Here is a 22556-nt window from a genome sequence, read left to right on the forward strand (position 1 = left end):
AGGTGGCTAGCGGCCCAGGTCGGCCTGCACCTGCTGCCTGGCCTGCGCGAGGCCGAGCGCGTCGTAGGCCTTGGCGCCGGCTTCGCGGAACGCGGCGACGTCGACGTCCTCCACGATCTGCATGCCGCGCTTGCGCAGGTCCTGCTTGATCTTGTCGTTCATCTGCGCCAGGTCTTCGGACGTCTGGCGGCCTACCGCCCGGCACTCTTCCGTGAGCGCGGCCTGGTACGCCTGGGGCAGCTTGTCGAACCATTGCGCGCTGACCACTTCGAAGTTGATCAGCAGGATGTGCGAGGTCTCGTTGGCATACTTCAGCACTTCATAGAACCGCCCACCCGGGATGTTGGCGTACACCAGCTCCACGCCGTCGATGGCGCGCTGCTGCAGGCCGGGGTACATGTCGCCGAAGGCCATGGAGGTGGGCGCAGCGCCCAGCGCGCGGACCGATTCCTGCCAGATGGGGGCCGGCGGGGTGCGGATGCGCAGGCCGCTCAGGTCCGCGGGCTTGCGCACGGGTTTGTTGGTGAAGAAATGCCGGAAACCCTGCACCCAATCGAAGCACACCACCTTGATGCCCTGCTGCTTCGCCAGCTCGTCCAGCCATTTCTGCACCGTGGCGGACTCCGACAGCCGCCAGACATCGTCGAGCGAGGAGACCAGATAAGGCCCGTTCATCACGGCCAGGGGCGCCAGATAGTTGCCCAGGCGCGCCGAGTCGGTGTTCTGGCCGATGTTGGCGCCCTGCCGTATCTGTTCGATGATGTCTTCCTCCACGCCGAGCTGCGCGCTATGGAACACGTCGATCTTCAGGCCTCCCTGGGTGCGCTCCTCGACGCGCCTGGCCCACTCGCGAAAGCCCTTGTGGAACGGTTCGTTCGGACCCAGCACGTGATTGAAGCGCAGGACGTATTTTTCCTGCGCAGCGGCGGGCTGTGCCAGCCCTGCGAGGCCCAGTGCCGCCAGGATTGCTGCAAGGATTCTCGATGGGTGCGCCATGATGTGCTCCTTCCTAGGTTGCGGGCTGCCCGGATGCGGGCCCCGCGGGACGGTCGCCCGGCCGGCCGAACGGCAGGTCCAGGCGATATTGGTCGGCCAGCTGCCTGAACGCCGCCTCGGTATCGGGATCGATCTCCACGCCTTGCGCGTCGCGCTGTCTTGCGACCTCCCACTCGCGGTCGCCGGGCGCCATCACGCGCATGCCGGCCCGCGGCGGCGAAGCGCGCAGGGCCTCGAGGTAATGCCGCATGGCGGCGTCGAAAGCGCCGCGCGGCAGGAATGCCTCGGGCCGCAGCGCCATCACGAAAGCGCCCAGGCCGCGCGGCGTGGAAAAATCCGGGCCAGCCATGGGAGCAAGATCGAAACTGTGCTTCATGCCCGTCAGCGCGGTGCTCAGGATCTCGGCCAGGCCGGCCAGGGCGGCGCCCTTGAAGCCGAACTCCCCGCCGAGCGGCGCCAGCATCTCGACCTGCGCGGCGTCGGTCACGTCCACGCCCGCGGCGTCGGACGCCACGGCGGCGGGCAGCGGCTTGCCCAGGCTCTGGTAGAGCTTGACCCGGTTGTAGGGTATGGCGCTGGTGGCCATGTCGAGCAGCCACGGGTCGCCCCCGGCAACCGGCACCGCGCAGGCGATGGGATTGGTGCCGTGAAAGCGCGCCGCGCCGTCATGCAGGCGCACGAAGCTGTCCGAATTGCAGAACGCCAGCCCGATGCAGCCGCCCTGCGCGGCATGCAGGGCGTAGGCGCCGGCCGGCCCGAAATGCGAGGAATTGCGGATCGCGACGGCGCCCAGGCCGGCCTTGGCCGCCAGGGACATGGCCTCTTCCATCGCGCGGTAGGTGGCCAGGGCGCCATGGCCGTGGTCGGCGTCGAGCGTGGCCACCGCGCTGGCGTTGACCTGGACGGTGATCCGCGGCCGCCCGTTGAGGCGCCCGCCGGCCAGGGCCTTTGCATAGTGCGGCAGCAACCTGACGCCGTGGCTGTCTATGCCCAGCCGCGTGCCATGCATGAGCGCCCGCGCGGCTGCGGCCGCGCTGGCCTGGTCGGCGCCCGCTGCCTGCAGCACGCCCAGGCAGAACCCATGCAGCGCAGGCAGGCCGGCCACCGGCCCGGCGGTTGCGGAACCGTTCGGCGACGGCGTCATAGCGTCTGGCCTCCATCTATCACAAGCACGCTGCCCGTCATGAACGCGGTTTCGTCGCTGGCCAGGTACACGGCAGCGGCCGCCATTTCCTCGGGGGTTCCCAGCCGCCCCATGGGCTGCCGCGCCACGAAGGCGCGGCGCGCCGCTTCGGGGTCTGCGCTGGCCTGGATGCGGGATTCCAGCGACGGCGTGTACGTGGTGCCGGGACACAGCGCATTGCAGCGCACCCCCTGGTCGATCACGTCGCGGGCGATGGCCTTGGTGAGCCCGATGATCGCCGCCTTGCTGGCGCCATAGGCGGCCCGGTTGGCAACGCCCGACACGCTGGACGCCACCGAGGCGACGTTGACGATGGAACCCCGCCGCCGGCGCAGCATGCCCGGCAGCGCCGCCCGCGCCATGAGGAAGACGCCGGTGGCGTTGTGATCCATGCTGCGGCGCCAGTCATGCAGCGTGCACTCGAGTATGGAGCCGTTGAGCACGAGGCCGGCGCAGTTGACGAGCACGTCGAGATCACCCGCCGCCTGCACCGTGCGCGCCACCGCCTGCTCGTCGGTGACATCCAGCGCGCAGGTGTCGATGGACGCGTGCAGCGCGGGAAGATCCGCCAGCTTGGAGGCGGTGCGGCTGGTTGCGAGGACCTGTGCGCCTTCGCGCGCCATGGCCAGCGCGATGGCGCGGCCGATGCCCTGCCCCGCCCCGGTGATCAGGGCGCGTTTGCCGTCGAGACGACCTGACACGTTTGTCTCCTTGGCGCCCTGGCGGGCGCCGGGTGTGTGCGGTGCCGCGTGTTGCGGCGATTCTTGTTGCCACCCAAAACGTATGATGCGTACACTAAACATTAATTCGCAGGAACGCAATCTTTTATTCCAGGGTCCGGGCCCGTGCGCCAGGATCCGGCAAAAGGACGGGATGAGCACAGGAGCGGCGGCACGACTGCACGAAAAGGCATTCGACATCCTGGCGGGCGAGATCCGGTCCGGGGCGCTGTCGTCGGGAACCCGGCTGCTGGAGTCCGCCGTTGCCGCCCGGTTCGGCATCAGCCGCGCGCCGGCGCGCCAGGCGCTGGAATCGCTGCACAGCGAGGGGCTGCTCGAGAAGCTGCCCGGGCGGGGCTACGCGGTGGCCCACGGCGGGGCGCCGCAAGGCCACGCCCGCGCCGGGCGGCAAGGCGCCGCCGAGCCGGCCATGCGGCTGCAGGCCCAGTCCAGCTGGGAAAGAATCTATGCGGAGGTCGAGGCCGAGATCACGGCGCGCACCTCGTTCGCCGGCTGGCAGGTCAACGAGGCGATACTGGCCAGGCACTACCGCGTCAGCCGCACCGTTGCCCGTGACGTGATCGGCCGGCTGCAGCAGCGCGGCCTGGTGCGCAAGGACGAGAGATCACGCTGGCATGCGCCGGCGCTCACCGCGGACCACGTCAGCCAGCTGTACGAGCTGCGCAGCCTGATAGAGCCGGCCGTGCTGCGCAAGGCCTATGAACACCTGCCTCCCGGCCTGCTCGAGGGCATGCGGCAGCGGCTGCAGGCCGCCATTGCCCGCCCCGACACCATCGAGGGGCCCATGCTCGACCAGCTCGAGGAAGAACTGCACGTCACCGTGCTGTCGTATTGCGGCAAGCAGACCATGATGCAGGCCCTGGCCCTGCCCCAGTCGCTGCTGATCGCGCACCGGTTCCTGTACAACTGGATGCCCAGGCTCTATCCCACCGAGCCTTTCCTGGCCGAGCACCTGGAGATCGTGGAATGCCTGCGGGCGCGCCGCCCGAGGGCGGCGGCCCGGCTGCTCGAGGCCCATCTCGACGGCTCGAAGGGCCGAGCCATCCAGCGCATCGAAGCGTTCGCGGGGCAGTTCGAACCGGACGACCTGCCCTACCTGAAGCGGATGTAGGCCCCGGGCGCGCATGGCCCGCCCGGCTTGGGGCCGGACGCGCGCCGTCAGGCCGGGGGCAGCACGGGCGACAGCACCGGCTGCCTGGGCCGCACATCGAGCTGCCGCCCCTTGCGGGCGCGCTTGCCGACGTAGGCGGCCAGGGCCTCGCCCGCCAGGATGTCTTCGGTGGGCTTGTTGCGGTAGATGCCCACCGCGCGTAGTCCGCCCGGGCCCACCGGCACCACCTGGGCCAGCTTGTCGGCAGCGTCCAGCCCCATCAGGATGGTGCCTCGTCCGCCGCCCGACAGCGTCTTGACTTCGTCGAGGCCGAATACCAGGAACTTGCCCTTGGCCGAGAGCAGCGCCAGCTGGGTGGCGCCCGCGAAGAGCGGCACCGGACGCAGCAGTTCGTCGCCCGCTTCCAGCGTGACGAACTGCTTGCCGCCGCGCTGGCGGCTGGTCATGTCGGACAGGCGTGTGGCGAAGCCGAAGCCGCCGCGCGTGGTGAGCAGCCAGCGCGTGTCGGGCGCCGCGGCCAGCATGTGTACGATGCGCGTACCTGGCTCCAGGTCGATCATGGTGGTCACGGGCTGGCCGTCGCCGCGGGCGGACGGCAGCGCGGCCACCGCCACGGAATAGACACGGCCGCTGTCGCCCACGGCGATCAGCGTATCGGTGGTGCGGCACTCGAACGCGCCGTAGAGCTCGTCGCCCTGCTTGAAATTGAACTGGCCGGGATCGTGGCCGTGGCCCTGGCGGGCCCGCAGCCAGCCCTTCTGCGACACGATGACGGTGACGGGTTCGTCGACCACGCGGGTCTCGAGCACGGCGCGCTCGGCCGTCTCGATGAGCGTGCGGCGCTCGTCGCCGTACTGCTTGGCGTCGGCCTCGATCTCCTTGATCAGCAGGCGCTTGAGCGAGGCGGGATTGTCGAGGAGGTCCTGCAGCCGCTCCAGCTCGGCGCGGCGCTCGGACAGCTCCTGCTCGATCTTGATGCCTTCGAGGCGGGCGAGTTGGCGCAGGCGCATCTCGAGGATGTCCTCGGCCTGGCGCTCGCTGAGCCCGAAGCGCGCCATCAGGGCGGGGCGCGGCTCGTCGGACTCGCGGATGGTCTGGATGACCTCGTCCACGTTGAGATAGACCACCATGCGGCCCTCGAGCACATGGATGCGGTCGGTGACCTTGTCCCGGCGATGGCGCGTACGCCGCACCACGGTGTCGGTGCGGAACGCCAGCCATTCCTCGAGGATCTCGCGCAGCCCCTTCTGGCGCGGCCGGCCGTCGGTGCCGATGCACACCAGGTTGACCGGGACGTTGCTCTCCATGCTGGTCTGGGCGAGCAGCGTGTTGACGAACTCGTCGCGATCCACCTTGGACGTCTTGGGCTCGAACACCAGCCGCACGGCGGCATCCTTGCCGGATTCGTCGCGCACGGCATCCAGCAGGCCCAGCATCACGGCCTTGGCCTGCTGCTGTTCGGCGGTGAGGCTCTTCTTGCCTGCCCTGACCTTGGGATTGGTGATCTCCTCGATCTCCTCCAGCACCCTCTGGCAGGACGTGCCCGGGGGCAGCTCGTGCACCACCAGCTGCCACTGCCCGCGCGCGAGTTCCTCGAACTGCCAGCGGGCGCGCGCCTTGAGCGATCCGCGGCCGGTGGCATAAATGCCGGCGATGTCCTGCGGGGCGGTGATGATCTGCCCGCCGCCTGCGAAGTCCGGTCCCGGCACCAGTGCATGGAGTTCCTCGTCGCTCAGCCGGGGCTGCTTGATCAACGCCACGCAGGCCTGGGCCACCTCGCGCAGATTGTGCGACGGGATTTCCGTGGCCATGCCCACGGCAATGCCGGAGGCGCCGTTGAGCAGCATCACCGGCAGGCGCGCAGGCAGCTGCTGCGGCTCCTGCTGGCTGCCGTCGTAGTTGGGCACGAAGTCGACCGTGCCCTCTTCAAGCTCGTCGAGCAGCAGCTTCGCGAAGGGCGTGAGGCGCGCCTCGGTATAGCGCATCGCCGCGGCGTTGTCGCCATCGCGCGAGCCGAAGTTGCCGTGGCCGTCGATGAGCGGGTAGCGCAGCGTGAACTGCTGCGCCATGCGCACCATGGCGTCGTAGGCAGCCTGGTCGCCGTGAGGATGGTACTTGCCCAGCACGTCGCCGACCACGCGGGCCGACTTGACCGGCTTGGCCCCCGCGCCCAGGCCCATGGCCTGCATGGCGTAGAGGATGCGCCGCTGCACCGGCTTCTGGCCGTCGCCCACGTCAGGCAGCGCGCGCCCACGCACCACGGAAACGGCGTAATCGAGATAGGCCTGCTCGGCATAGCGGCCCAGGGTGATGGCCGCATCGTCGTCGGAAGGAGCGCCGTCGAAGAGGCCAGGCTGTTGCGTATCGGTCATGGTGTGTTCAATGCTCGGAATTCGGGTTCGATGCCGACCCGGCGGCAAGGCGCGCGCCGGGCACGTGGGCAGCCAGCACGGCGCGGACGGCGGCCAGGGTGGCGGCAGGCTGGCCGCGCTTGGGTATGACGAGCCCCTGCGTGCTGTCCTGCATCACGTACCAGTGCTGGGCGGTTTCGTCGATGCGGCTGACTGCGTCCCAGGGCAGGCGGCCCGAGGCCTGCCCGGCGGTGTCGGTGATGCCGTCGGGACCGAAATCCAGCCGGTGCCGGCCCAGGAACAGCGGATCCGGATGCCGCTGCAGCATGCGGCGCGTGCTGCGGCGCACCAGCGCTGGCAGAAGGCGCTCGTGCAGCATGGCCAGCCCGGCCAGCGCGGCCAGGCCCAGGAATGCGGATGCGGCGTACACCGGCAGCAGCGCGGCCCAGTCCACGCTGCCGCCATCCCAGGCACGGGCCAGCAGCAGCACCAGCAACCCGAGCAGCAGGATGACGGCGAAGCGCTTGTGGCTGGCCATGCGCCGGCGGCGGGCCTCGGGCTGCACGCAGGCGTGCGCCGTGAAGTCGGCATAGTCGTCGACCTGCAGGTCTATCGTCATGCTCGGGGCCTGGGTCATCAGACGTCGAGCTCCGCGAGGTTGCCCTTTTCCTCGATCCAGGCGCGCCGCTGCGCGGATTCCCCCTTGCCCATGAGCATGTCGAACATGCGCGTGGTGTCCTGCGGGGTGAGGTCGCCATAGCCCACCGGCAGCAGCCGGCGGGTGTCGGGATTCATGGTGGTCTCCCAGAGCTGCTCGGGATTCATCTCGCCCAGGCCCTTGAAGCGGCTGATGCTCCAGGCCCCTTCGCGCACGCCCTCCTTGCGCAGCTTGTCCTGCGCCGCCTCGAGCTCGCCTTCATCGAGGCAATAGAGCTTGCGCGCCGGCCGCTTGCCCTGCGCCGGCACGTCGACGCGGAACAGCGGCGGCCGCGCCACGTAGACGTTGCCCGCCTCGACCAGCTTGGGGAAATGGCGGTAGAACAGCGTCAGCAGCAGCACCTGGATGTGCGAGCCATCGACGTCGGCGTCCGAGAGGATGCAGATGCGGCCGTAGCGCAGGCCGGAGAGGTCCGGCGTGTCGTCCGGGCCATGCGGATCCACGCCGATGGCCACCGAGATGTCGTGGATCTCGTTGTTGGCGAACAGGCGGTCACGCTCGACCTCCCATGCGTTCAGCACCTTGCCGCGCAACGGCAGGATGGCCTGGAATTCCTTGTCCCGCCCCATCTTGGCGGAACCGCCGGCGGAATCGCCCTCGACCAGGAAGATCTCGGTGCGGCTGGCATCGCTGCTTTCGCAGTCCGTGAGCTTGCCGGGCAGCACCGCCACGCCCGAGCTCTTGCGCTTCTCGACTTTCTGCGCCGAGCGCGCACGCGCCTGTGCCTGGCGTATGGCGAGTTCGGCCAGCTTCTTGCCAAACTCCACGTTGCTGTGCAGCCAGAGATCCAGGGCGCCGCGGGCGAACCCGCCCACGAGGCGCACGGCATCGCGGCTGTTCAGGCGCTCCTTGATCTGCCCCTGGAACTGCGGATCCAGCACCTTGGCCGACAGCACGAAGCTGGCCCGGGCAAAGACGTCCTCGGGCAGCAGCTTCACTCCCTTGGGCAGCAGGCCGTGCAGCTCGGCGAAGCTCTTGACGGCGCCGAACAGGCCTTCGCGCAGGCCCGATTCGTGGGTGCCGCCGGCCGGCGTGGGGATCAGGTTGACGTAGGACTCGCGCACCACGTTGCCGTCTTCGGTCCAGGCCACGACCCACTGCGCCCCCTCGCCCTGGGCGAAGGTCTCGTGGTCGGCGCCGGCATACTGTTCGCCCTCGAAGAACGGGATCATCAGCTCGGCATCCCCCAGCGCCTCGGCCAGATAGCCGCGCAGGCCCTCGGCGTACTGCCAGGTCCTGGTGTCGCCGGTCTTTTCGTTGACCAGCGAGACTTTCACGCCCGGCAGCAGCACGGCCTTGCTGCGCAGCAGGTGCGTCAGCTCGCCCATCGGGATATGAGGGCTGTCGAAGTACTTGGGATCGGGCCAGACGCGCACCCGGGTGCCGGCCTTCTTGCGCACGCCCGCGTCGAACGGCGCCAGGGGCTCGGCCACTTCGCCGCCCTTGAACACGAGTCGGTGCACGCCGCCGTCGCGCCACACCACCACCTCGAGCCGCGAGGCCAGCGCGTTGGTGACCGAGACGCCCACGCCGTGCAGGCCGCCGGAGAACGCATAGGCGCCGCCGGCGGCCTTGTCGAACTTGCCGCCGGCATGCAGGCGGGTGAACACCAGTTCGACCACCGGCGCGTGCTCTTCGGGATGCATGCCCACCGGAATGCCGCGGCCGTCGTCCTCCACCGAGATGCTGCCGTCGGCGTGCAGCACCACCTGGATCTGCCGGCCATGGCCGGCCAGGGCTTCGTCGGCCGCGTTGTCGATGACTTCCTGCACGATGTGCAGCGGGTTCTCGGTGCGCGTATACATGCCCGGGCGCTGCCGCACGGGTTCCAGCCCTTTCAGGACTCGGATCGAAGCTTCGGTGTAACGTGGTGTGGCCAAGTTATCCCCAACATCTGTGGAAAAAAACCGACATTTTACGGACAGGCCCTGATTTGGCGCGGCTCCGGGTAGGATGCGCACGCGCTGAGCAGCCGGGAATTCGGTAGGATGACGGATTGCGCGCGGCCTGGGTTTTGTCGATGTCGGCCGTCGCGCCGCAACATCCTACACAAAACCGGGAAACGCTGTCTTTATCGACAGTGGTATGCTTTAATCCTTCCGGAAGCCGCTGACCCGAAATCACAGGCCCGAGGCCATCCGCCCCGGCGCCAGTGGTCCGGCGCCATCGGCGAAGACCCACAAGCGTCATCCCGAACAAGTCCCCGACATACAAGTCATCGACATACCGTCACCGACCGGCTGCCTGGTGCAGCCCGCCGCCGAATCCCGAGAATCATCACCATGAGCGAGCAAATCAAGAACGTCAGCGACGCCAGCTTCGAAGGCGACGTGCTCCAATCCGACCAGCCCGTGCTGGTGGACTACTGGGCAGCCTGGTGTGGACCGTGCAAGATGATCGCCCCCATCCTCGAGGAAGTCGCCACCGAGTATGCGGGCCGTCTTACCGTAGCCAAGCTCAATGTCGACGAAAACCAGGAAACGGCCGCGAAGTACGGCATCCGTGGCATCCCCACGCTGATGCTGTTCAAGAACGGCCAGGCCGCCGCAACCAAGGTGGGCGCCCTGTCGAAGTCGCAATTGACGGCATTCCTGGACAGCGCGTTGTAAACTGGCACCAGCCAGCGCGCCGGCAGTCAGTCGTCCGGCGCGCATCGCGAGTCCCGCGCGGGCGCGTCCGCCGCCCGCCGCCCTAGCCCATCTCTCATCTCCCCCAATTCACCGCGATGCACCTCAATGAACTGAAGGCGCTGCACGTATCGCAGCTGCTGGAAATGGCCGCTGGCCTGGAAATCGAGAACGCCAACCGCCTGCGCAAGCAGGAGCTCATGTTCGCCATCATGAAGCGGCGCGCCAAGCAAGGCGAGCAGATCTTCGGCGACGGCGTGCTGGAAGTCCTGCCCGACGGCTTCGGCTTCCTGCGCTCGCCGGAAACCTCGTACCTCGCCAGTACCGACGACATCTACATCTCGCCGTCGCAGATCCGCCGCTTCAATCTGCACACCGGCGACTCGATCGAGGGCGAAGTGCGCACGCCGAAAGACGGCGAACGCTATTTCGCGCTGGTGAAGGTGGACAAGATCAACGGTGCGCCGCCCGAGGCGGTCAAGCACCGCATCATGTTCGAGAACCTGACGCCGCTGCATCCCGACAAGCCGATGCGCCTCGAGCGTGACATCAAGAGCGAGGAGAACCTCACCGGCCGCATCATGGACATCTTCGCCCCGATCGGCAAGGGCCAGCGCGGCCTGATCGTGGCCCCGCCCAAGTCGGGCAAGACCGTGATGATGCAGCACATCGCGCACGCCATCACCACCAACTACCCCGACGCCGTCATGATCGTGCTGCTGGTCGACGAGCGGCCCGAGGAAGTCACCGAGATGCAGCGCACGGTGCGCGGCGAGGTGGTCGCGTCCACCTTCGACGAGCCGGCCACGCGTCACGTGCAGGTGGCCGAGATGGTGATCGAGAAGGCCAAGCGGCTGGTCGAGATGAAGAAGGACGTCGTGATCCTGCTCGACTCCATCACCCGCCTGGCGCGCGCCTACAACACGGTCGTGCCCGCCTCCGGCAAGGTGCTCACCGGCGGCGTGGACGCCAATGCCCTGCAGCGTCCCAAGCGCTTCTTCGGCGCGGCGCGCAATCTCGAGGAAGGCGGCTCGCTCACCATCCTGGGCACCGCGCTGGTCGAGACCGGCAGCCGCATGGACGAGGTGATCTACGAAGAGTTCAAGGGCACCGGCAACTCCGAAGTCCACCTCGAGCGCCGCCTGGCCGAGAAGCGCGTCTACCCGGCCATCAACCTGAACAAGTCGGGCACCCGCCGCGAAGAGCTGCTGATCCGCCCCGACCTGCTGCAGAAGATCTGGGTGCTGCGCAAGTTCATCCACGACATGGACGAGATCCAGTCGATGGAGTTCATCCTCGACAAGATGCGCGCCACCAAGACCAACGCCGAGTTCTTCGACATGATGAAGAAGTAGGCCTCCCCCGAAGCGCTGCCCGCTTCCCCCGGGGGCGACGCTGCGGACCGGCGGAGCCGGATCCGCGCGTCTCCGGTCGGAGGGATCCCCGTTTGCCCCTCCCGCCGGCTCAATGCTCGATATGCTCCTCGACCGATTTCGGCATGGGCGTGGACTGCGGCTCGACCGGCGCCAGCTTGGGGTCGTCCCATGATCCGGTCACCGTATATTCCATGGTCATGGCGCGGGCCAGCGGCTGCTTGAGCAGCCACTGGGTCAGGAAGGCGCCCAGCCCGATCAGCGGGTTGACGGCCAGCGCGGTGGCCACGGCCGCGCCGCTGGCGTCGAGATTGGGTATCACCACCGCCTGCAGGTCCCAGCGCTCGGCCACGATATCGCTGGTGCCGCCCAGCACGATGGCCGCCACGGGCCCGTTGATCTTGTAGCCATCGGTGCTCACCACGCCTTTGGACACGCTCACGTCGCCGCGCACCGTATCGAAGGGAAAGCCCTCCCGCAGGACACCGGCCGGGTCCATCTCGAGCCTGGCCAGCCGCTGCAGCGACTGCAGCGACAGCAATTCCAGCAGGCGCGCCGTGCGCGAATTCACGTGCACGAAGCGGCCCTTGTCCAGGCTCACCCGGGCATGGCCCTGCAGTTCGGTGAGGTCGCGGCGCCAGGGCAGGTCGCGCCAGCTGAGCTTGCCCCGGACCGTGCCGCTGCCGCCGCTGACGACCTGGCCCAGCCCCATGTCTTCCAGGTAGGCCCCCAGGTCGCGGAAGTCGGCCGAGGCATCCACCGTCAGGCCGCGATCGGCGCCCTTGAGCTTCCAGGTGCCGGTTGCCTGCAGCGTGGCGGCATCGTTGCCCAGGGTGAGCTTGTCCAGCCGCCACAGCCCGCCCCGCTCGAGGTTGGTGCCCAGCAGCTCCAGACGCCCGAGCTCGTGGCCGTACAGGTTGAAGGACTGTGCCTGCAGATCGATGGCGGGGATGTCGGAAAATCCCTCCCCCGCCTGGTCCACAGCCTGGGCGGCAGCCTGGCGCGCATCGTCTTCCTCCGCGCCGATGGCCAGCCGCGACAAGCGGGCCACGACCTTGCCGGCCACCGTGCCGGCGGCCTCGGTCCATTCCAGCGTGCCGGCGGCCTGGCGTGCATCGAGCTGCACCCGCCATTGGGTGGGCGTCGGACGCCGGGCCTGCAGCTTCACCGCATCGAAACGGTGGCCGGCCACGGTGAGTGCCTCGGTGTCCAGGCTGATTTCGTCCAGGCGCGGCAGCACGCTTCCCTCCGCACCGGCCGGGCGCTTGCCTTCCTGCTCGTCTGCGGCAGCAACACCGTCGGCCACCCGTTCCCAGGCATCCAGGTCGAAGGCCGCCACGCTGCCGGCGATGCGCATGCCGCGCAGCGGCAGCGTGGCAGCCCGGCCGGCACCCAGCGCACCGCGCGAGAAAAAAGTGCCGGCCCGATCGTCGGGGTCATGCTCGAGCAGCAGATTGACGTCCGTGCCCAGGCCGCCGGAAAGCCAGCGCCGACCCGGCGTGCCGGCATCGCTGGCCGGCTCCCATTCCAGATGCAGCGGCCGTTCGGTACCGGCAGGCTTGCCCAGCGGCGCGGGCAGGTCCACGGCCAGGCCGGTCAGCGGACTGCGCACGGTGACCGAAAGCGCCTTGCCGCGCCCGTACGACAGGCTTCCCTCGTAGGAGGTCTTGCCGGAGAAGCGCTCCAGCAGTGGAGTGCGCGCCAGTTCCTGCAGGCCTGACGCGGGCAGCGTGCCGGAAAACTGCAGGGCCTGGCCCGAACCGTCGAGCCGCCCCGAGATGCGCGCCGGCCCGCCCAGGAACACGCCCTGGATGTCCTGGGCCTGCAGCCCGGTCTCGGAAAACGCCAGCGTGCCCGACAGGCGGCTCAGGCTGGGCATGCCGTCCGAGAAGCGGAACCGGTTGTCCTGGAATGCGATGCGGCCGTCGACGCGGGCATCGCGCACCCGCATCAGCGGGATCTGCAGCTTCAGCGGCACGCGCCACTGGCCGGAACCTTGCGCATCGGACAGCGCGCCGTGCAGCATCCGGCCCAGCGGTGAATTGCGGACCAGGGCGAGGTAGGCGGACACATCGCCGCTGCTGTCGCCGTCGACCGTGAGCTGGGCGTCGTGCTCCATATCCGGAATGGTCGCCTGCAGCGGCCCCAGGTCGATCCTCTGCTGTGCCCCGGTTTCGATGTAGCCGCCCGCGCTGGTGAGCGCCAGCGCGGTCTTGTCCACCACGAAGCTGCCGGACAGGCCCTGCAGCCGCGGCCAGCCCTGGCGTCCGGGCCGTGCGGGCGCGTAGTCCACGACCCCATCGTCATAGGCGCCGGAAACCCGGAATTCGCCCTGCCTGCCCTGCGTATAGGGGAAATCGGCGAGATCGCCCTTGAGGGTGAGCGCCGCGTCGCGCGCCTCGCCGGCCTGCAGCCCCTGAGCCAGCCAGCGGCGCGCCATCGGGCTCACGACGGCAGGCAGGTAGCGGTGTATGGCGGGCATCGAAGCGCGCGAGAGCGTGCCGCGCAGATCGGCCGTGCCGGCCGCTGTGCGGCCTTCTCCGCGCCAGGCTCCGTACAGCCGCAGGTCCAGGTCGGCATTGCTCAGGTGCAGCTGCCGCAGGTCCAGCGTTGCCGCTTGTCCCTGCGGCCGGCGCAGCCGGCCATCCAGCGTCAGCGCGTCGACCACCAGCTCGGGGGTCTCGAAGAGATGGGGCAACCCGACCTGCAGTCCTGCTGCCTCGCCCGCAAGGCGCAGGCCATGTGCGGCATCGCCCCCGCGCAGCGGCAAGCCGCGCCGCTGCAGCAGATCGCCGGGCTCGCCTTCCAGCCGCGCCCGGGCCGTCGCCACGGCCACCGAGCCGGCGCCGTCGGGCAGGCGCCAGCGCAGTCCGCGCAGCGCCGTATCCAGCGTCAGGTCCTGCACCGCGCCGTCGGCCAGGCGCAGCCAGCCGCGCGCGGCCACCCGGCCCTCCAGTGCGGGCAGCGCCAGCCAGGGCGCCCAGGCGGCCGGCTCGGCATCATCGACCTGCGCATAGAGCTGGCCATTCCAGCGCGACGGGGCCTGCACCGGCGCAAACAGGCCGCGGTCGATCTCGCCCCGCAGTTCGATCCCGGCTGCCAGCGCCGCCGGCGGCCGGGCGCTCAGCGCGAAGCGGTGCGCCAGCGTGCCATTGCGCACCAGCAGGTTCACGTTGGAGAGCACCAGCTCGGGCGCCTGGCGCTGTGCGTCGTGCCAGCGCACGGTGAGGTCGTACAGGCCGATCTGCCGCTGGCGCAACAGCCACGCCAGCCATGGCGAATCGCCTCCCGCGCCGGCCTTGGGGTCGAGCGACCGGCCGGCCACCCGGATCGTGCCGTCCGGATCGCGGCGCACATCGAGATCGGCGCCTTCGATGCGCAGACTCAGGAAACGCGGCGCCAGCCGCAGCACGCTCGACCAGCCCAGCACCGCAGCCACGCGGGGCAGCGTCACCACCGGATCGGACTGGCCGGGCTCGTAGACGTGCACCGTGGACAGGCGCAGGCGCGGGTTGAGGCCGCTCCAGTCGGCGCTCACGGCGCCGATGCGCACCTGGGCGCCCAGGACCTCGCTGGCCTGCCGCTCGATCTGCGGACGCCATTGGTCTATGCGGGGCAGCACCGCATAGCGCAGCCCCAGCACCCCCACGACCACCGCCGCGTAAACAGCCAGGACGCCCCAGTACAGGCAGCGCAGGAACTTGGTGGAAACGGACACGGGCAGATCGGCAGGAAGGGGCGCGTTGATGTATCGTCCCTTATACATGAAACCCGCTTGGACGTGTGTTCCCAGCCATGCCCGAATCCGATCTGCTCTCGCCCGCCCTGGCCTGGTCCGGACACCTGCGCCGCCGCCTCGATGCCCGCCCCGATCTGCGTGCCTGGCTGCAGGATCAGGCGGCCCGCCCCGTGACCGCGCAATCGCTGTCGGACTGGCTGGCCGAACTGGCCGGACCCGACTCCGGCGAGCCCATGCCCGTGGCCCGCTGCCGCAGCGTATTGCGGCGCCTGCGCGAACGCGTGTTCTCCCTGCTCATGGTGCGCGACCTGGGCGGGGTGGCGGACCTCGAGGAAGTGGTGGGGGCCATGACCGCCCTGGCGGACCTCGCCGTGAGCGCCGCCTACCGCAGCGTGACGGCCGAGCTCAACGAGGTGCACGGCATCGCGCGCGACCCGGCCAGCGGGGCGCCCCAGGAGATGCTGATCGTCGGCATGGGAAAGCTGGGCGGATGCGAACTGAATGTGTCGTCCGACATAGACCTGGTGATGCTGTACGGCGAGGAGGGTGAAACCGACGGCCGCCGCAGCATCAGCAACCATGAGTTCTACGGGCGGCTCACGCGCCGCATGATGCCCGTGCTGTCGGAGGTCGATGCCGACGGGCAGGTGTTCCGCACCGACCTGCGGCTGCGCCCCGACGGCGACGCCGGCCCGCTGGCCTGGAGCCTCGATGCGCTGGAGCATTACCTGATCGCGCAGGGCCGCGAATGGGAACGCTACGCCTGGCTCAAGGCGCGCCTCATGCCCGCGCGCGCCCATGCCGACAGCCTGCCCGAGGCGCAGGCCCGCCAGCTCGAGAGCCTGCGCGTGCCCTTCGTCTACCGCAAGTACTTCGACTTCGACGCGCTGGCCGCGTTGCGGGCGCTGCGCGAGCGCATCCGCCAGGACTGGCAGCGGCGCGCCCTGGCGCGCAACGGCATCGACTTTGCCCACAACATCAAGCTGGGCGACGGCGGCATCCGCGAGATCGAATTCATCGTGCAGCTGTCGCAGCTCATCCGCGGCGGCCGCATGCCCGGACTGCAGCGCCGCGGCCTGATCGAGGCGCTGCATGCAGAGCGCGACGCCGGGCTGCTGCCCGCGGACGCCGCCGGGCGCCTGGAACAGGCCTACCGCTTCCTGCGCCGAACCGAGCACGCGCTGCAATACCGGGAAGACGAGCAGACGCACCTGCTTCCCGGCGATCCCGAGCGGCGCGCCGGGCTGGCCGCGGCGCTGGGCTACGACACCGACCGCTTCGAACGCGAGCTGGCCGAGCATCGCGCCTTCGTCGCCGAATCGTTCCGCGACGCCTTCCGGCTGGCCGGCGTGGGCGACATCGATGCCGACGGCGACGGCCGGCCCGACAGCCCCCCGCCCGTGCCCGCGGATGGCGAGACCGCCCTGGCCGCCCAGATCCGCGAGCAATACGGTGAACACGCGGAAGACCTGCTGCGCCGCACCGAGTCGCTGCTGGAGAGCCATCGGGTGCGCAGCCTGCCCGACGGCAGCCGGCGACGGCTGGAAGCGCTGCTGCCCCAGGCCCTGCAGGCCGCCAGCCGGACGCCGGCGCCGCGCGACGCGGCCGTGCGGCTGCTGGATCTCATCGAGACCATCGCCCAGCGCAGCGCCTATCTCGCGCTGCTGGCGGAATATCCCGACACGCTGGCGCGCGTGGCGCGCATGATGGCGGCCAGCCCCTGGGCCGCCCAATACCTCACCCAGCATCCGCTGCTGCTGGACAGCCTGATCGACTGGCGCACGCTGTTCGAGCCGCTGGACTTCGCCCAGATCGGCCGGCAACTGGCCGCCGACCTGGACGCCTGCGTGCTGCCCGACGGCGAACCCGACATCGAGCGGCAGATGAACCTGATGCGCGACGTGCAGCGCCAGGCCAGCTTCCAGCTGCTGGCCCAGGATCTGGAAGGCGAGCTCACCGTGGAGAAGCTCGCCGACCAGTTGTCCGCCCTGGCCGACCTGCTGCTCGCGGAAACCATGCGCCGCGTCTGGCCGCTGGTGAATCGCCAGCCCGGCGCCGAACCGCGCTTCGCCGTGATCGCCTACGGCAAGCTGGGCGGCAAGGAGCTGGGCTACGCCTCCGACCTGGACCTGGTGTACCTGTTCGACGACCCGCGCGAGGATGCCGGCGAAGTCTATGCCAAGCTGGGACGGCGCATGACCTCGTGGCTGTCCACCATGACGTCCTCGGGCCGGCTCTACGACGTGGACCTGCGCCTGCGGCCGGATGGCGATGCCGGACTGCTGGCCGTCAGCGTCGAAGCCTTCGAGGCATACCAGCGCAAGCACGCCTGGCCGTGGGAGCACCAGGCGCTGACCCGCGCCCGGCATGCCGCCGGGGATCCCGCCGTGGGCGCAAGATTCGAGCGCATCCGCGCCGAGATCCTGGTCGCTCCGCGAGACCAGGCCACCCTGCGGGCGCAAGTACTGGCCATGCGCGACAAGATCAGCGCGGGGCATCCGAATTCCAGCGGGCTGTTCGACCTCAAGCACGACCGCGGCGGCATGGTCGACGTGGAATTCGTGACCCAGTACCTGGTGTTGAGCCACGCGGCCGCGCATCCCGCCCTGGTGGCCAACCTGGGGAACATCGCGCTCCTGCGGCTGGCCGGCGAGGCCGGACTGATTCCCGCCGAACTGGCCCGGCGGGCCGGCGACGCCTATCGCACGCTGCGCCGGGCCCAGCACGCGCTGCGCCTGCAAGGGGTCGAGAAGGCGCGCGTGCCCGACGAGCAGCTGCGCGACGAGCGTGCCGCGGTCACCGCCCTGTGGCAGGCCGTGCTGGGCCCTGAAGGCGGCGCAGACCCGCAGTAAAATAGGTTTTTCGCCATTTTCACGTGCGCCTGCGCGGCCACGCCTGTGCCATGTCCGAACTCGTGCGCCCCAAACTCGAACTGCCCGCCGGCCGCCGCAAGGTGCTGCTGCACTCCTGCTGCGCGCCCTGTTCCGGCGAGGTCATGGAAGCCATGACCGCCTCGGGCATCGACTACGCGATCTTCTTCTACAACCCGAACATCCATCCGGTAAAGGAATACGAGATCCGCAAGAACGAGAACATCCGCTTTGCCCGGCAGCACGGCATCGAGTTCATCGATGCCGACTACGACATGGACAACTGGTTCGAGCGGGTCAAGGGCCTGGAGAACGAGCCCGAGCGCGGCGAGCGCTGCACCGTGTGCTTCGACATGCGCTTCGAGCGCACCGCGCTGTATGCCCACGAGCACGGCTTCGACACCATCACGAGCTCGCTGGGCATCTCGCGCTGGAAAGACATGAACCAGATCAATGGCTGCGGCGAACGCGCCGCCGCGCGCTACGACGACCTGGTCTACTGGACTTACAACTGGCGCAAGGGCGGCGGGTCGCAGCGCATGATCGAGATCAGCAAGCGCGAGAACTTCTATCAGCAGGAATACTGCGGCTGCGTGTATTCGCTGCGCGACACCAACCGCCACCGCCGCGCCCAGGGGCGCGACCGCATCCACATCGGCGTGAAGTTCTACGGCAAGGAAGGCCTGCTCAAGGAAGAGAACCTCTGAGTCTGCCGCGCCTCAGCACTCCACGATGTTCACCGCCAGGCCGCCGCGTGCCGTCTCCTTGTATTTGGTCTTCATGTCGGCCCCGGTCTCGCGCATGGTCTTGATCACGGAGTCCAGCGACACATAGTGCTGGCCGTCGCCGCGCAGCGCCATGCGGGCCGCGTTCACCGCCTTCACCGAGGCCATGGCATTGCGCTCGATGCACGGAATCTGCACCAGGCCGCCCACCGGGTCGCAGGTGAGCCCCAGGTTGTGCTCCATGCCTATCTCGGCGGCGTTCTCCACCTGCTCCACCGAGCCGCCCAGCACGGCCGCCAGCGCGCCGGCCGCCATCGAACAGGCCACCCCCACCTCGCCCTGGCACCCGACTTCCGCCCCCGAGATGGAAGCGTTGTATTTGTAGAGCAGGCCGATGGCGCCGGCCGTGAGCAGGAACTCGCGTACGCCCGCCGGGCTGGCCCCGGGCACGAAGCGGTCGTAGTAATGCAGCACCGCCGGGATGATGCCGGCCGCCCCGTTGGTGGGCGCGGTGACCACGCGGCCCCCGGCCGCGTTCTCTTCGTTGACGGCCATGGCGTACAGGTTGACCCAGTCCATGACGGACAGCGGATCCGAAAGGGTGCGTTCGGCGCGCTGCGTGAGGCGGCGATAGAGTTCCGGCGCGCGCCGCCGCACCCGCAGCGGACCGGGCAGGACGCCGTCGGCGTCGGGATGGCCGATGCCGCAGCCCCGCGCCACGCATTCCTGCATGACCTGCCAGATGCGGTCGAGGCCGGACTCGATCTCCTCGCGGCCGCGCCACACGAGCTCATTGTCGAGCATCAGGGCGGCCACCGGCTTGCCCAGCTCGCGGCAACGCTGCACCAGCTCGCGCGCGTGGCGGAAGGGATGGGGCAGTCTGTCGTGCGCGGCCATCACCTGTGTGTTCGCAGCGCCGGCAGTGACCACGAAGCCGCCGCCCACCGACAGGTAGCGCGACTCGCGCAACAACCCGCCCGCCGCATCGTAGGCATGGAATTTCATGCCGTTGGGATGCTCGGCCATGGCCTCGCGGCGATAGAACACCAGGTGGGATTTCTCGATGAACAGCACCGGGTGACGGCCCAGCAGCGGCAGGCGCTGGGCGGCGCGCACGTCTGCCAGCAGGGCATCGATGGCGCCGGGGTCGACCGTGTCCGGCGACTGGCCCATCAGTCCCAGCATCACGCCCTTGTCGGTACCGTGGCCCTTGCCGGTCGCGCCCAGCGAACCGTAGAGCTCGACGCGCAGCTGGGCCACGTGCGGCAGGAGGCCGTCGCGCTCCAGTCCCTGCGCATACAGCAGCGCTGCGCGCATCGGGCCCACGGTATGCGAGCTGGACGGCCCGATGCCGATCTTGAAGAGGTCGAATACGGAAACGGCCACGGCGCGGCTTCCTGTGTCTGCGATTGCGGGCCCCTATCATAGGACAGGACCGGCAGCCGGCCCGTGCGGTTTGACGCCGGCCCCGTACGTGAGATCATGACGTGATTGTTTCACGTCATGGACGGCCTTGCGCCGCACGGGATTCGCCATGTCTGGATTGTTGCTCCTGCTGGACTTCGCCGGCTATGCCGCCCTGCTGCTGTGGGGCGTGCACATGGTGCGCACCGGCGTGCAGCGCGCCTTCGGCGCCGCGCTGGGAGCCGCCCTGGGACGTGCGCTGGGCACACGCCTGCGCGCCTTCGCGGCGGGGCTGGGCATCACGGCCGTCCTGCAGAGCAGCACCGCCACCGGCCTGATGATCACCGGCTTTGCCGCGGGCGGCGTGGTGGCGCTGACCCCCGCGCTCGCGGCCATGCTGGGCGCGAACGTCGGCACTACGCTGATCGTCCAGTTGCTGTCCTTCGACCTCACGGCCCTGGCGCCCATCCTCATCCTGGCCGGCGTATGGATGTTCCGCCGCAACGTGCCGGGCCGCACGCGCGACCTGGGCCGCGTATTCATCGGCCTGGGCCTGCTGCTGCTCTCGCTGCACCAGCTGGTGCAGCTGTTCCAGCCGCTGGAGCACGCCCCGCTGCTGGGGGTTCTGCTGAAGGCACTGGGCTCCCAGCCCGCGGTCGCCATGCTGGTCGCGGCCCTGCTCACCTGGGCGGCCCATTCCAGCGTGGCGGTGGTGGTGCTGCTGATGTCGCTCGTGGGCCACGGACTCGTCACGCCGTCGCTGGCCTACGCCATGGTGCTGGGCGCCAACCTGGGCACCGCGATCAACCCCATGATCGAAGGCGTGACGGGCGACGACCCGGCCGCCCGGCGCCTGCCGCTGGGCAACCTGCTGACGCGCGTGGCGGGCGTGCTGGCCGGGCTGGTAGTGCTGCCCTGGCTGCCCGGATGGCTGGCCCTGCTGGACGACAGCCCGGCCCGCGCCGTGGCGAACTTCCATACGCTCTTCAACGTGGTGGTGGCGCTGGCGTTCCTGCCGGTGCTCGCGCCCTATGCCCGCCTGCTGACGCGCTGGCTGCCCAAGCGCAGCGATCCCAACGACCCGGCACGCCCGCAGTACCTGGACGAATGGGCCCACGACGTGCCTGCCGTGGCGCTGGGCAATGCGGCGCGCGAAGCGCTGCGGATGGCCGACATGCTGCAGACACTGCTGCTCTATGCGCGGGCCGGCTTCCGGCGCGACAACCGGCATCGCATGGTGCACGCCCGCCAGCTCGACAACGCCATGGACAAGCTCGAAGGCGCCATCATCACCTACGTCGCCACGCTGGACCAGGACAACATGACGCGCGAAGACCTGCAGCGGCGCGACGGCATCCTGGCCTTCGCGAGCAACATCGGCCACGCCGGCGACATCGCCTACCACGGCCTCCTGGGACACGCGAACAAGCTGCGCAAGCAGGGGTGGAGCCTCTCGGCCGCGCAGCGCGCCGAACTGGACGAAATGCTGGCCGCCCTGATCGCCAACCAGCGCCAGGCGGCCGCCCTGTTCGTCAATGACGACCTGCGCCAGGCCCGGGCCCTGGCAAACGAAAAAGCACGCTTTCGCCACATGGAGGCGCGCGCATCCGAGACGCACCTGGAGCAGATCAAGGCCGGCGAGATCGACGCCGCCGAAGTGGGCGCGCTCTACCTCGACATCCTGCGCGACATGAAGAGCATCAACTCGCACCTGGTGGGCGCGGCCGCCTATCCGCTGCTGGCCCGCCACGGCGAGCTCCTGCCCAGCCGCCTGCGCGAATCCGCGACCTGAACGCCGGACGGCGCAGCGCGCTCAGTGCGCGTGGCCGTGTTCGCCGTGGTGCCCCGTCTCGTGGGCCGCATGTTCGTGCCCATGCTCGTGCCCATGCCCGTGCTCGTGGCCATGATGCATCATCGTGGTCACGCCATAGATCAGCGCCACGCCCGCGCCCACCAGCGCCAGCTGCGGCACCGCGTCGGCCAGCCGTACGCGCTCGTGCATCTGGGGCATCAGGTCGGCCACCGAGATATACAGGAAGCTGCTGGCGGCGATCACCAGCACATAAGGCACCCAGGCCTGGGCGACATCCAGCACGTAATAGCCCAGCAGGCCGCCCAGCGCGGAACACAGGCTGGAGAACAGGATCAGCGAGAATGCCCTGCGCCGCCCCAGCCCGGCATTGAGCAGCACCACGAAGTCCCCCAGCTTGTGCGGCACCTCGTGCACGATGATGGAGGCCGCGGTGAGCACCCCCAGCAGCGGATCGGCCACGAATGCCGCCGCCACGAGCACGCCGTCGCACAGGTTGTGGAGCGAGCTGCCGATCAGGATGAGCGCGCCGCCGCGGCCCGCCTCGTGCCTGTCGTGCCCTTTGTGATGGTGGTGCCCGTCGCCCTCATGGTGATGGCTGTGGCGCAGCAGCGCGATCTTCTCCAGCACGAAGAACCCGATCAGCGCGGCCAGCATCAGCCCGAACAGCGCATGCGCGTCCGCCACGCCGGTCTCGAAGGCCTCGGGCAGCAGGTGCAGCAGCGCCACCGACAGCAGCACCCCCACCGACAGGCTCACCATGTGGTGCAGGTATTGGGCAAAGACGCGATAGGCCAGCCAGCTGGCGATGACGACGGCAATCAGGCCGCCGGCGACGGTGGCCAGCAGGATCCAGGGTAGCAGCATGTTCGGGAGGGAGACCGGGAAACGGGCAACGAGAAGCGGGAA

Annotated in this window: 15 protein-coding genes; 6 read left to right on the plus strand and 9 right to left on the minus strand. The window is 69.4% G+C overall.

Annotation, left to right across the window (positions count from 1 at the left end):
- Positions 1–6 precede the first annotated feature (6 nt).
- From ACYBYQ_RS13225 to ACYBYQ_RS13235, 3 genes are read right to left on the minus strand one after another with little or no spacing between them, the layout of a single operon-like run.
- On the minus strand, positions 7–996 hold the full coding sequence (locus ACYBYQ_RS13225; protein ID WP_459614639.1) for a C4-dicarboxylate TRAP transporter substrate-binding protein: 990 nt from the start codon (positions 994–996) through the stop codon (positions 7–9).
- A 13-nt stretch (positions 997–1009) separates the two neighbouring features.
- A complete protein-coding gene (locus ACYBYQ_RS13230) occupies positions 1010–2140 on the minus strand; it encodes an Ldh family oxidoreductase (RefSeq protein ID WP_459614640.1) in 1131 nt (376 codons plus the stop codon).
- The gene (locus tag ACYBYQ_RS13235) at positions 2137–2880 is read right to left on the minus strand and encodes an SDR family oxidoreductase (RefSeq protein ID WP_459614641.1); all 744 of its coding nucleotides are present in this window, start codon (positions 2878–2880) and stop codon (positions 2137–2139) included. The genes ACYBYQ_RS13230 and ACYBYQ_RS13235 overlap by 4 nt, the downstream gene beginning before the upstream one ends.
- Before the next feature lie 172 nt (positions 2881–3052).
- Here ACYBYQ_RS13235 and ACYBYQ_RS13240 point away from each other — a divergent pair, with 172 nt between their 5' ends.
- Positions 3053–4030, plus strand: a complete 978-nt coding sequence (locus ACYBYQ_RS13240; protein ID WP_459614642.1) for a GntR family transcriptional regulator — start codon at positions 3053–3055, stop codon at positions 4028–4030.
- Positions 4031–4077: 47 nt separating this feature from the next.
- Here the strand turns inward: ACYBYQ_RS13240 and parC are convergent, their stop codons facing one another.
- From parC to parE, 3 genes are read right to left on the minus strand one after another with little or no spacing between them, the layout of a single operon-like run.
- Positions 4078–6402, minus strand: a complete 2325-nt coding sequence (parC, locus tag ACYBYQ_RS13245) for a DNA topoisomerase IV subunit A (RefSeq protein WP_459614643.1) — start codon at positions 6400–6402, stop codon at positions 4078–4080.
- A 7-nt stretch (positions 6403–6409) separates the two neighbouring features.
- Positions 6410–7018, minus strand: coding sequence for a YcxB family protein (locus ACYBYQ_RS13250; RefSeq protein ID WP_459614644.1), 609 nt, complete (start codon positions 7016–7018; stop codon positions 6410–6412).
- Entirely contained in the window at positions 7018–8979 is a 1962-nt protein-coding gene (gene parE, locus ACYBYQ_RS13255; RefSeq protein ID WP_459614645.1) for a DNA topoisomerase IV subunit B, read from the minus strand. Before parE ends, ACYBYQ_RS13250 begins: the two co-directional genes overlap by 1 nt.
- 402 nt (positions 8980–9381) lie before the next feature.
- Between parE and trxA the strand changes: the two genes are divergently transcribed.
- Both trxA and rho read left to right on the plus strand, forming a co-directional pair.
- Positions 9382–9708 (plus strand): thioredoxin TrxA, encoded by a 327-nt coding sequence (gene trxA / locus ACYBYQ_RS13260; protein WP_459614646.1) that lies wholly within the window; start codon positions 9382–9384, stop codon positions 9706–9708.
- 116 nt (positions 9709–9824) lie between these two features.
- Entirely contained in the window at positions 9825–11081 is a 1257-nt protein-coding gene (gene rho, locus ACYBYQ_RS13265; RefSeq protein ID WP_459614647.1) for a transcription termination factor Rho, read from the plus strand.
- Between the two features lie 109 nt (positions 11082–11190).
- Here the strand turns inward: rho and ACYBYQ_RS13270 are convergent, their stop codons facing one another.
- Positions 11191–14865, minus strand: a complete 3675-nt coding sequence (locus tag ACYBYQ_RS13270; protein WP_459614648.1) for a YhdP family protein — start codon at positions 14863–14865, stop codon at positions 11191–11193.
- Between the two features lie 29 nt (positions 14866–14894).
- On the opposite strand from ACYBYQ_RS13270, the gene glnE reads away from it, so the two are divergent.
- A complete protein-coding gene (gene glnE / locus ACYBYQ_RS13275) occupies positions 14895–17690 on the plus strand; it encodes a bifunctional [glutamate--ammonia ligase]-adenylyl-L-tyrosine phosphorylase/[glutamate--ammonia-ligase] adenylyltransferase (RefSeq protein WP_459614649.1) in 2796 nt (931 codons plus the stop codon).
- Positions 17691–17740: 50 nt separating this feature from the next.
- Positions 17741–18415 carry an epoxyqueuosine reductase QueH gene (locus ACYBYQ_RS13280; protein ID WP_459614650.1) on the plus strand — a complete coding sequence of 225 codons (675 nt, stop codon included), beginning with the start codon at positions 17741–17743 and terminating at the stop codon, positions 18413–18415.
- 12 nt (positions 18416–18427) lie between these two features.
- Here ACYBYQ_RS13280 and ACYBYQ_RS13285 read toward each other — a convergent pair whose 3' ends face one another.
- Positions 18428–19819: an L-serine ammonia-lyase gene (locus tag ACYBYQ_RS13285; RefSeq protein ID WP_459614651.1), complete on the minus strand. Its 1392-nt coding sequence runs from the start codon at positions 19817–19819 to the stop codon at positions 18428–18430.
- Between the two features lie 148 nt (positions 19820–19967).
- Here ACYBYQ_RS13285 and ACYBYQ_RS13290 point away from each other — a divergent pair, with 148 nt between their 5' ends.
- Positions 19968–21629 carry a Na/Pi cotransporter family protein gene (locus ACYBYQ_RS13290; protein ID WP_459614652.1) on the plus strand — a complete coding sequence of 554 codons (1662 nt, stop codon included), beginning with the start codon at positions 19968–19970 and terminating at the stop codon, positions 21627–21629.
- 21 nt (positions 21630–21650) lie between these two features.
- On the opposite strand, the gene ACYBYQ_RS13295 is transcribed toward ACYBYQ_RS13290, so the two are convergent.
- Entirely contained in the window at positions 21651–22514 is an 864-nt protein-coding gene (locus tag ACYBYQ_RS13295) for a ZIP family metal transporter (RefSeq protein ID WP_459614653.1), read from the minus strand.
- Positions 22515–22556 lie beyond the last annotated feature (42 nt).

This window comes from Bordetella sp. 2513F2, assembly GCF_054642735.1.

What these genes read in the sequence shown, in the direction of transcription:
- glnE (WP_459614649.1), top strand. Translation starts at nt 14,895, where the DNA reads ATGCCCGAATCCGATCTGCTCTCGCCCGCCCTGGCCTGGTCCGGACAC.
- ACYBYQ_RS13270 (WP_459614648.1), bottom strand. Translation starts at nt 14,865, where the DNA reads ATGTATAAGGGACGATACATCAACGCGCCCCTTCCTGCCGATCTGCCC.
- ACYBYQ_RS13225 (WP_459614639.1), bottom strand. Translation starts at nt 996, where the DNA reads ATGGCGCACCCATCGAGAATCCTTGCAGCAATCCTGGCGGCACTGGGC.
- ACYBYQ_RS13280 (WP_459614650.1), top strand. Translation starts at nt 17,741, where the DNA reads ATGTCCGAACTCGTGCGCCCCAAACTCGAACTGCCCGCCGGCCGCCGC.
- ACYBYQ_RS13290 (WP_459614652.1), top strand. Translation starts at nt 19,968, where the DNA reads ATGTCTGGATTGTTGCTCCTGCTGGACTTCGCCGGCTATGCCGCCCTG.
- rho (WP_459614647.1), top strand. Translation starts at nt 9,825, where the DNA reads ATGCACCTCAATGAACTGAAGGCGCTGCACGTATCGCAGCTGCTGGAA.
- ACYBYQ_RS13230 (WP_459614640.1), bottom strand. Translation starts at nt 2,140, where the DNA reads ATGACGCCGTCGCCGAACGGTTCCGCAACCGCCGGGCCGGTGGCCGGC.
- ACYBYQ_RS13240 (WP_459614642.1), top strand. Translation starts at nt 3,053, where the DNA reads ATGAGCACAGGAGCGGCGGCACGACTGCACGAAAAGGCATTCGACATC.
- ACYBYQ_RS13295 (WP_459614653.1), bottom strand. Translation starts at nt 22,514, where the DNA reads ATGCTGCTACCCTGGATCCTGCTGGCCACCGTCGCCGGCGGCCTGATT.
- parC (WP_459614643.1), bottom strand. Translation starts at nt 6,402, where the DNA reads ATGACCGATACGCAACAGCCTGGCCTCTTCGACGGCGCTCCTTCCGAC.
- trxA (WP_459614646.1), top strand. Translation starts at nt 9,382, where the DNA reads ATGAGCGAGCAAATCAAGAACGTCAGCGACGCCAGCTTCGAAGGCGAC.
- ACYBYQ_RS13250 (WP_459614644.1), bottom strand. Translation starts at nt 7,018, where the DNA reads ATGACCCAGGCCCCGAGCATGACGATAGACCTGCAGGTCGACGACTAT.